This is a genomic window from Enterococcus quebecensis, assembly GCF_001730365.1.
Lineage (GTDB): Bacteria > Bacillota > Bacilli > Lactobacillales > Enterococcaceae > Enterococcus_L > Enterococcus_L quebecensis.
Map to the genome: position 1 here is coordinate 1 of NZ_MIKB01000007.1, position 3282 is coordinate 3282.

Below are 3282 nucleotides of genomic sequence, written 5' to 3' on the forward strand. Positions count from 1 at the left end.
TAGCGTGGCGACGTCCTACTCTCACAAAGGGAAACCCTTCACTACAATCGGCGCTAAGAAGCTTAACTTCTGTGTTCGGCATGGGAACAGGTGTATCCTTCTCGCTATCGCCACCACACTGGGTGTTGTTGCTATTAAGTTGAGTGATTGTTCACTCAAAACTGGATTGAAGTAGTAATCAAAGCTTCCGAAAAACTTTTTTATTTCGTTTCTTTGGTTAAGTCCTCGACCGATTAGTATTGGTCCGCTCCATACATCACTGTACTTCCACTTCCAACCTATCTACCTGATCATCTCTCAGGGGTCTTACTTTCTTAAAGAAATGGGAAATCTCATCTTGAGGTGGGCTTCACACTTAGATGCTTTCAGCGTTTATCCCTTCCCTACATAGCTACCCAGCAATGCCCTTGGCAGAACAACTGGTACACCAGCGGTAAGTCCATCCCGGTCCTCTCGTACTAAGGACAGCTCCTCTCAAATTTCCAACGCCCGCGACGGATAGGGACCGAACTGTCTCACGACGTTCTGAACCCAGCTCGCGTGCCGCTTTAATGGGCGAACAGCCCAACCCTTGGGACCGACTACAGCCCCAGGATGCGACGAGCCGACATCGAGGTGCCAAACCTCCCCGTCGATGTGGACTCTTGGGGGAGATAAGCCTGTTATCCCCAGGGTAGCTTTTATCCGTTGAGCGATGGCCCTTCCATGCGGAACCACCGGATCACTAAGCCCGACTTTCGTCCCTGCTCGACTTGTAAGTCTCGCAGTCAAGCTCCCTTCTGCCTTTACACTCTGCGAATGATTTCCAACCATTCTGAGGGAACCTTTGGGCGCCTCCGTTACCTTTTAGGAGGCGACCGCCCCAGTCAAACTGCCCACCTGACACTGTCTCCCACCACGATAAGTGGTGCGGGTTAGAGGGTTCATAACACAAGGGTAGTATCCCACCAGCGCCTCCACCGAAACTAGCGTTCCGGATTCATCGGCTCCTACCTATCCTGTACATGTGGTACAAACACTCAATATCAAGCTACAGTAAAGCTCCATGGGGTCTTTCCGTCCTGTCGCGGGTAACCTGCATCTTCACAGGTACTAAAATTTCACCGAGTCTCTCGTTGAGACAGTGCCCAAATCGTTACGCCTTTCGTGCGGGTCGGAACTTACCCGACAAGGAATTTCGCTACCTTAGGACCGTTATAGTTACGGCCGCCGTTTACTGGGGCTTCAATTCTGAGCTTCGCCGAAGCTAACCCATCCTCTTAACCTTCCAGCACCGGGCAGGCGTCAGCCCCTATACTTCATCTTTCGATTTTGCAGAGACCTGTGTTTTTGATAAACAGTCGCTTGGGCCTATTCACTGCGGCTGACCGAAGTCAGCACCCCTTCTCCCGAAGTTACGGGGTCATTTTGCCGAGTTCCTTAACGAGAGTTCGCTCGCTCACCTTAGGATACTCTCCTCGACTACCTGTGTCGGTTTACGGTACGGGCAGTTGTTTTCTCACTAGAAGCTTTTCTTGACAGTGTGACATCAGGAACTTCGGTACTATTATTTCCCTCCCCATCACAGCTTGTCCGTACAGAGTAAAGCATTTGACTCTACTCAAGACTTACTGCTTGGACATGCACTTCCAGTCGCATGCATTCCTTAGCCTCCTGCGTCCCTCCATTGCTCAAACAAAAACAACTGGTACAGGAATATCAACCTGTTGTCCATCGCCTACGCCTATCGGCCTCGGCTTAGGTCCCGACTAACCCTGGGCGGACGAGCCTTCCCCAGGAAACCTTAGTCATACGGTGGACGGGATTCTCACCCGTCTTTCGCTACTCATACCGGCATTCTCACTTCTAAGCGCTCCAGCCGTCCTCACGATCGACCTTCAACGCCCTTAGAACGCTCTCCTACCATCACACCAGAGGTGTGATCCACAGCTTCGGTAATATGTTTAGCCCCGGTACATTTTCGGCGCAGGGTCACTCGACTAGTGAGCTATTACGCACTCTTTAAATGATGGCTGCTTCTGAGCCAACATCCTAGTTGTCTGTGCAACCCCACATCCTTTTCCACTTAACATATATTTTGGGACCTTAGCTGGTGGTCTGGGCTGTTTCCCTTTCGACTACGGATCTTATCACTCGCAGTCTGACTGCCGAATATGAATGTATGGCATTCGGAGTTTATCTGAATTCGGTAACCCGAGATGGGCCCCTAGTCCAAACAGTGCTCTACCTCCATCATTCTTAACTTCGACGCTAGCCCTAAAGCTATTTCGGAGAGAACCAGCTATCTCCAAGTTCGTTTGGAATTTCTCCGCTACCCACAGCTCATCCCCGCACTTTTCAACGTACGTGGGTTCGGTCCTCCAGTGCGTTTTACCACACCTTCAACCTGGCCATGGGTAGATCACATGGTTTCGGGTCTACGACTACATACTCATTCGCCCTATTCAGACTCGCTTTCGCTGCGGCTCCGTCTCTTCAACTTAACCTCGCATGCAATCGTAACTCGCCGGTTCATTCTACAAAAGGCACGCCATCACCCATTAACGGGCTTTGACTTGTTGTAGGCACACGGTTTCAGGATCTATTTCACTCCCCTTCCGGGGTGCTTTTCACCTTTCCCTCACGGTACTGGTTCACTATCGGTCATTAGGGAGTATTTAGCCTTGCGGGATGGTCCCCGCGGATTCCGACGGAATTTCTCGTGTTCCGCCGTACTCAGGATCCTCCTAGGTGTTGCCAACATTTCGTCTACGGGGCTATTACCCACTTTGGCGGACCTTTCCAAGTCCTTCGACTATCTTGACAGACTACCACAACGGAGTCCTACAACCCCAACAAGCAAGCTTGTTGGTTTGGGCTCTTCCCGTTTCGCTCGCCGCTACTCAGGGAATCGAATTTTCTTTCTCTTCCTGCAGGTACTTAGATGTTTCAGTTCTCTGCGTCTACCTCTAACCAGCTATGTATTCACTGGAAAGTAACATCCTATAAAAGATGCTGGGTTTCCCCATTCGGAAATCTCTGGATCATAGCTCACTTACAGCTCCCCAAAGCATATCGGTGTTAGTCCCGTCCTTCATCGGCTCCTAATGCCAAGGCATCCACCGTGCGCCCTTATTCACTTAACCTTACGATCTTGCGATCGGTTTTGTTTGGTTCGTTTCTCTAGCGATAGAGGCGTCACCAATAAAATAAGCTTCGAACAGTTAATTAACTCTTCAACGCGGTGTTCTCGGTTTGTTTTGATTACTTTTTTACTTCAATATCCAGTTTTCAATGAACAAT

At 50.0% G+C, this 3282-nt stretch carries 2 rRNA genes; both read right to left on the reverse strand.

Annotated features, from left to right (window positions below):
- Positions 1-2: 2 nt before the first annotated feature.
- Positions 3-118 (reverse strand): 5S ribosomal RNA (rrf, locus tag BCR23_RS04400).
- A gap of 95 nt (positions 119-213) precedes the next feature.
- Positions 214-3125 (reverse strand): 23S ribosomal RNA (locus tag BCR23_RS04405).
- Between the last annotated feature and the right edge of the window lie 157 nt (positions 3126-3282).